Genomic DNA, 6,289 nt, shown 5'->3' with positions numbered 1-6,289 from the left:
CAATATCAGAACTACGCAAAAAAGAGCCTTTATTTTTTAAAACAAAATGGATCAATCAAATAAATGACCTGATCGACCAACACAACACCCAACTAGACATCCAAAAGCATATTTCTGGTCTTAGTGAAATAGAAAAAAAAGAGAGATATTCTGATCATTTAAATAAATGGACAGAAGAAAATCAGCTGCTCCAGCCTAAAAAGTCTTTTGCAAAATTTGACGAACCGAACATCACTGTTAAACAACGAAAACTTAATGATCAAATTTCAAATATAGATCATCAAATTTCTGAAATATCACGCAGAGAAACTGAGTATCAAGAGTATGTACGCGATCAAAGACTGGAGATCATAAATAGTTATATATTTGAAGAAGATAACTATGGAAATAAATACTTTAGTCCTCAAAATGGTGAAAAACAAAAGCGACTATATGCAGAAGAAATGGAAGATCTAAAAATCCAAGAATTGCATGCGGCTTTTACAAAAAAAATTGAGACCGAAGCGCAGCAAGAGTTTTCCCAAAAAAGAGCAATACAGCTCGAAAACGACCGAAAAGATCGTGAATCTAGAGAACAGCAGTTACGTAAAGAACGAGAGCAACAAGAACAACGCTATGCACAAGAACGAGAGCAACAAGAACATTTGGCATTTGTAAGACGCCAAGAACAAGAAAAACAGCAGAGAAATGAGCCTAAAAAGCCAGAAAATGACAATAACCATGACTACACGCCTTAGAAATCCCATTTAAGCGCAAAAAAACGGGGGTTTTAGCGACTTTTGATAGAAATACAGTAAAACTATAGTTGATAAAAATAAAATCGCTTAGAACGCAAATGAGAGCCTTTTAGCGAGTATCTACGAGCGACACAACGAAAGTTTGCTTATTCCCCCTCTGAAAAACCGTTTTTTATTGAATTACTGGGGACAGTGATTAGCGAGTGTCTACGAGCGAAGTATTGATGCTTTTGCTCGTCAAAAAGCATGAGCATAGCGAATGCATTATTCATGTTTTGCTTTTTGAATCCTTGATCATATATGCAAAAAACTGCCCCCCACGAAGCGAGTGAAACGAGCTTCAATAGAGTACGAGCTTTAGCGAGTACCAAGGGCAGTTTTAATAACTCACTTTGGAAATAAATTCCCTTTTATTCTTTTAAAAAGCTTTTAAAAGCTTTTAGACCCCCCTATAAACCACGCCTAGCAATGCTTTCAGACTTTAAAAAACTACTTTTACCGGACATTAAACTACAAATGCCGGACAAAATGGACTTAAAAAACTACTTTTACCGGACATAGAAACTACTTTTACCGGACATTAAACTACAAGAAAAAGTTTGTAGTTTTGTTAAAAAACTACAAAAATAGTAGTCAAAAAATAAACGACAATGTATGTTTAAGCTACATAAATACCAATGTAGTTAGTTAGTTTTTTGGGGTTGTAGTTATATGGACGAAAATAAAAAAACATATCCTCTGAGCTGGGTTGTTATGCAAAACAATGTTCAAGAATGCTTTAAGAGTATGAACATTGATGAAAAACGAATGTTAATACTTGCTAGCCCAATTGCTAGAACCACTGATGCAACTGAAAAAGACCGAATTATGATTACGGCAGAAGAGTTTGCTAGAGAATGTGGCATTAAAACGCATTCCGCATATACGCAGTTAGAACTAGCCAGCAAGAATCTACTTAAAAGAAATTTCTCTTATAACAATGAAAGAGGAAAAAAGGTGCTGTCGAATTGGGTGATTGATTGCACTTATGAAGACGGAGGGATAGCTATACGTTTCCCTGAAATCGTTCTACTGATGTTAAAAGAGTTTGATAAATTAAACCCTTATACAAAATATAAAAAAGATATCGTACTAAGTTTGAAAAAAGATTACTCATTCGATCTTTATCATTTAGCTAAAAAGCATCAAGCAATGGGACAATTTGAAATGTCCTTAGAACATATAAAAAATGAGCTGGGTTTGCCCAAATCTTATGACAAACTCTGTAATTTAAAAGACCGAGTAATGAAGCCTTCATTAAATGAGATTACAACTAATACAGATATTGAACTCACTTATGAAAATGTAAAAAAAGGGCGTTCAGTAGTTGGCTTTAAATTTATAGTGAAAGAAAAACCTAAGCCAAAATTAATAGCGCCTCAGCGAGATCAAAGAACTATAGATATGTTCTGCAATTTATCTGATGCTCAAATTAACAAGTACAGCACTATTTTATCTAAACTTTCTGAGCTATCAGACCTCAGTAATTTCCCAGACTACCCGACATTTGCCCTCTGGATTAGTGGCATCTTACGAGATCCGAAAAGTGTAAGAGAGGAAACAACAAAACGGATTTTTAAAGCTCTTCATAGCAAGACGGATTTTAAACCATGAGAACTAAGGCTGAATTAGATGCAATGAGTCATCAAGAACTCAAAGATTATGAGCAAAGTTTACTTGCTCTGTGGACACCAAGAATGGCTATTGAAAGTGACATTGAAAGGTTAAGCACTCATCACAGCGAATTATTAGAGGTTTTTAATCAATTAAAGAATCCGGATGCACCTAAAAATTCACGTTTAAAAGATTCAATCTTGTCTCTGAAATATAAAATCGAATCGCTTGAAGGTAAGTTGAGTGATCTTATTCAAGATAATCGCTTAAATTCTGCAGATTGAATTATTCAGTTTATTTAATCAAAATCGTGGAACATTGATTAAAGACTAGGCGTGGAACGTGAAAAGTAATAAAAAAAGCCCAGTCATTGACGACTGGGCTAGAAAATTGAAACTACAGCGTTGAATTATAAGGATAATTATAACGCATTTCGTATAAGGTGTATTATGTTAATTTTAGAGAAAGTTAATTATCTTTCAATGTCTCAAAAACATTATATGAAGCCTTAATACGATCTACATTTGGTATCTTTTTATTCATTAACATAACCAATCCAAATCCTTCTTCTGGAATAAATAAAACATACGCCCCAAAGCCATTAGTCGAACCTGTTTTATGAAAAACTTTAGATTTTGGTTGCGATAATTCTTTTACAACAGGATTTGAGCCCAATAAGATTTGTTTTGAATTACTAGCCTGTAGAATTTCAGAAGTAGTGGGATAAGAAAACATTTCCCATCCAAGTGCTTGTGTCATACCGCTATCAGAAACTTTAAAATATCCTTTGTGTGTATCCAGTATAGCTTTTTTCATAGCAGGGCTATTTGTATCTACATTAAGATTCGAATTTACAAACTTAAGCATATCTGGGAGTGTTGATTTAACGCCATATGCTTCATCCGACAATGGACCAGGATTAACTCGAATTGGCTTATTATTTTCATCATAACCAAAAGCATAGTTCGTTTTTTGTGCTTCTGGAACATTGACGTATGTATGTTTCAAATTAAGTTGAGGAAAAACAGTCTTCTCTAATAATGAAGAGAAAGGAACATTCATCGATTTTGCAGTTAGATACCCAAAAAGTCCTATACTTGGATTTGAGTATTCACGATAAGTACCAGGAGGATTCTTTACTTTCCAATTTTTGAAATACTCTAATATTTGCTTATCAGTTTTGATATTATCTGGAAATTGTAATGGCAAATTGCCACTTGTATAAGTTAATAACTCTAATAAATTTACCTTATCAATTTCTGAATTTTTTAAAGCAGGGACGTATTTACTAGGATGATCGTTGAACGATATTTTACCTTGATTATTGGCATATGTTCCTGAAATAGCAGTAAAAGTTTTACTTAAAGAACCTAACTCAAAAAGTGTCTGACTATTTACGCTTTCATTTGTATCTTTAGATCGGACACCATAATATTTTTCATAACTTTTACCGTTGTAAATTACGCCTATAGCCATACCAGCTACACCATACTCATCTATAAGTGGCTTAAATGATTGGGTAACAACTTTTTCAATATTTTTCTCATTTTGACTGACTTCACTTGCATTTAAATTCATACCAAAACCGATAACCATCGTAATGAAGCTTGCTTGAAAAAAATATTTTTGATTAAAAAACATTAGGTTAAATTTCTTTAAAAAAGATGGCACATATAATCTCATATACTAAATAACATATGTATTAATTTTTGTTAAATAACTTCTTATATAAAAATCATCTAGCCCAACAGCTATTTAACATAATGGCTGTTATACGAAATTGACAATATGTACAGTATTCTGTACATTTAGGATTGTAAAGTTTCAATCACTACCGCCTAGGTAGTCTAGCTAGCAGCGTTTTGACGCAGCTTACCCTATGAGGGATAGATATATGCATGTATTTACATATACGGACGCACGTAACAATTTAAAATCTGTTTTAGATAAAGTAATTGATGATGTAGACGTTGCTTTTATTACAAGAAAAGAAGGTGGCCATGCTGTAGTAATGGGACAAGATCATTATGATAGCTTAATGGAAACGTTATATCTCCTTTCATCTCCAAATAATGCAAGTCGTTTAAATGAATCAATTGCTCAATTACGTGCAGGGAAAACAAAACACAGAGAGTTGATTGAGGATGACGAATCGTAACGTCGAATGGACTGATAATGCCTGGGATGAATATATCTATTGGCAGACACAGGATAAAAAGATACTTAAGCGTATTAATACCTTAATCAAAGAATGTCAGCGAACACCTTTTGAAGGAACAGGAAAACCAGAACCTTTAAAAGCTAATCTTTCAGGATTTTGGAGTCGTAGGATTGATGAAAAGCATAGATTAGTTTATGAAGTGACAGATGAACGAATCTCTATAATTCAATGTCGATTCCATTACTAACAAGATCCCCTATTTTTAGGGGATTGTTTTTTTATTTAATACAAAATCTCATATGCGAAATTTAGGTGTTATTCCATATAACGCCATTAAAAAGATCTTTATCTTTCTGCCTATTTTCTTCAGTCTTACTTTCCGTGCTTAAAAACTTTTCAAAATCGGTTAGTTGACCCTTAAAAGATTCATCATTTTTCAGTTTGTTTAGAACCCAAGCTCCCAGTAGAATTTTACGTCTAGTATCATCTTTTCTTTGTCGATCAGAATTTTTCTTTTTTTCACGAGCAGCAATAGCTTGTTTTTGTGCTTTTAGTTGTCTTAATCGTTCTTCTTGCTTTGCAATTTTTTGCTCTAAAGTTTCAACACTCATACCATCACCATCTCAAGGAATCCCCCTCAAGCATAGGTCTGTTTGAATTGAAATTCAAGACAGCCCATGCTATCGTGGTTTTCCCGAAGGGCGCACTTAGCCATTGGATTTCATCCAATGGTGCGACAAGGGGTAAATCCCCTTTGTAATCCCCTGACCAACATATACATGTTGGTAATTTCGATAAATCGAAATAAAGAGCAAAAGCAAAATGGCGATATATCATTTTTCAGTTAAAACGATTAGTAGAGGTAATGGACGATCGGCCGTTGCTTGTGCTGCATATCGTTCAAGTGAAAAATTGGTATGCGATTTTTATGGAAAAGAACAAGACTACACAAGAAAAACTGGTGTCGAATTTACAAAAATCTATGCACCTGAAAATACAAATACTGAGTTACTCAAGCGCCAAACACTTTGGAATGAAGTCGAAAAGGTTGAACGTAGAAAAGATGCATTACTTGCAAGAGAGTTTGAGATTGCATTTCCCAGTGAGTTAAACGCTGAACAGCGTGAAAATATGCTCAATGAACTTTGCCGAAACCTCGTTAAAAAATACGGTGTCATCGTTGATGCTGCTATTCATGCACCTCATACAGACAGTGGAAGTGATGAACGCAACTACCATGCACACATCATGTTCACAACCCGAAGTATTAATGAGCAGGGTGGCTTTTCAGCAAAAAAATATAGGGACTTCAGTCGTGACAATGGCACAGAAACTGTAAGCCACTGGAGAGAATCATTTGCAGAGTTATGCAATCATCACCTGGAACAAAATGGATTTGATGAACGTGTCGATCACAGAAGTTATGAAGACCAGGAAAGTGACCTAGAAGCAACTCAGCACGAAGGTCCTCAAGCGACATACCTCCGGAGACGAGGGATATTTACAGAAATTAGTCTGAAAAATGATGAAATTAAGCTACGTAATTTAAAAATCAAAAAGGTCATCGCACTGGATGAAAACATCAAAGTATCTGAGGATCTTGTTCAAAAAGTACGAAGTGAGCTTCAGTTTCAATACTCTCAAGCTGAGTATTCAGAAAAAACTTCTCAGAAACTTTATGAATTCCAAAATGAAGAATTATCAAAATTAACAACAAAATTAGACACGATGAGTTCTG

General features: G+C 34.4%; 7 protein-coding genes and 1 pseudogene. 6 read left to right on the top strand and 2 right to left on the bottom strand.

Annotation, left to right across the window (positions count from 1 at the left end; translation table 11 throughout):
* The 3 genes and pseudogenes from D7V20_RS18285 to D7V20_RS18270 all read left to right on the top strand — a co-directional run.
* Positions 1-737, top strand: a pseudogene (locus D7V20_RS18285) (MobQ family relaxase); the annotation flags it as partial.
* 711 nt (positions 738-1,448) lie between these two features.
* Positions 1,449-2,390, top strand: coding sequence for a replication initiation protein (locus D7V20_RS18275; RefSeq protein ID WP_020846814.1), 942 nt, complete (start codon positions 1,449-1,451; stop codon positions 2,388-2,390).
* Entirely contained in the window at positions 2,387-2,674 is a 288-nt protein-coding gene (locus D7V20_RS18270) for a hypothetical protein (RefSeq protein WP_004870774.1), read from the top strand. Before D7V20_RS18275 ends, D7V20_RS18270 begins: the two co-directional genes overlap by 4 nt.
* Positions 2,675-2,858: 184 nt before the next feature.
* Here D7V20_RS18270 and blaMCA read toward each other — a convergent pair whose 3' ends face one another.
* Complete coding sequence (gene blaMCA, locus D7V20_RS18265; protein WP_079863305.1) at positions 2,859-4,031, bottom strand: MCA family class C beta-lactamase; 1,173 nt, start codon at positions 4,029-4,031, stop codon at positions 2,859-2,861.
* Between the two features lie 253 nt (positions 4,032-4,284).
* Here blaMCA and D7V20_RS18260 point away from each other — a divergent pair, with 253 nt between their 5' ends.
* Complete coding sequence (locus tag D7V20_RS18260; RefSeq protein ID WP_000557944.1) at positions 4,285-4,548, top strand: type II toxin-antitoxin system Phd/YefM family antitoxin; 264 nt, start codon at positions 4,285-4,287, stop codon at positions 4,546-4,548.
* On the top strand, positions 4,535-4,798 hold the full coding sequence (locus D7V20_RS18255; protein ID WP_000184943.1) for a Txe/YoeB family addiction module toxin: 264 nt from the start codon (positions 4,535-4,537) through the stop codon (positions 4,796-4,798). The genes D7V20_RS18260 and D7V20_RS18255 overlap by 14 nt, the downstream gene beginning before the upstream one ends.
* A 61-nt stretch (positions 4,799-4,859) precedes the next feature.
* On the opposite strand, the gene D7V20_RS18250 is transcribed toward D7V20_RS18255, so the two are convergent.
* Complete coding sequence (locus D7V20_RS18250; protein WP_000110201.1) at positions 4,860-5,162, bottom strand: hypothetical protein; 303 nt, start codon at positions 5,160-5,162, stop codon at positions 4,860-4,862.
* Positions 5,163-5,373: 211 nt separating this feature from the next.
* On the opposite strand from D7V20_RS18250, the gene mobQ reads away from it, so the two are divergent.
* A partial coding sequence (mobQ, locus tag D7V20_RS18245; RefSeq protein WP_147395809.1) for a MobQ family relaxase occupies positions 5,374-6,289 on the top strand: 916 nt, incomplete at its 3' end.

It is taken from the genome of Acinetobacter rongchengensis (assembly GCF_003611475.1).
In the GTDB taxonomy this organism is placed as follows: Bacteria; Pseudomonadota; Gammaproteobacteria; order Pseudomonadales; family Moraxellaceae; genus Acinetobacter; species Acinetobacter rongchengensis.
This window is presented reverse-complemented; position numbering and strand designations above follow the sequence as displayed.

Excerpts from the sequence above, each read along its gene's own strand:
- blaMCA (WP_079863305.1), bottom strand. The coding sequence starts at position 4,031 with ATGTTTTTTAATCAAAAATATTTTTTTCAAGCAAGCTTCATTACGATG.
- D7V20_RS18255 (WP_000184943.1), top strand. The coding sequence starts at position 4,535 with ATGACGAATCGTAACGTCGAATGGACTGATAATGCCTGGGATGAATAT.
- D7V20_RS18275 (WP_020846814.1), top strand. The coding sequence starts at position 1,449 with ATGGACGAAAATAAAAAAACATATCCTCTGAGCTGGGTTGTTATGCAA.
- D7V20_RS18270 (WP_004870774.1), top strand. The coding sequence starts at position 2,387 with ATGAGAACTAAGGCTGAATTAGATGCAATGAGTCATCAAGAACTCAAA.
- D7V20_RS18250 (WP_000110201.1), bottom strand. The coding sequence starts at position 5,162 with ATGAGTGTTGAAACTTTAGAGCAAAAAATTGCAAAGCAAGAAGAACGA.
- D7V20_RS18260 (WP_000557944.1), top strand. The coding sequence starts at position 4,285 with ATGCATGTATTTACATATACGGACGCACGTAACAATTTAAAATCTGTT.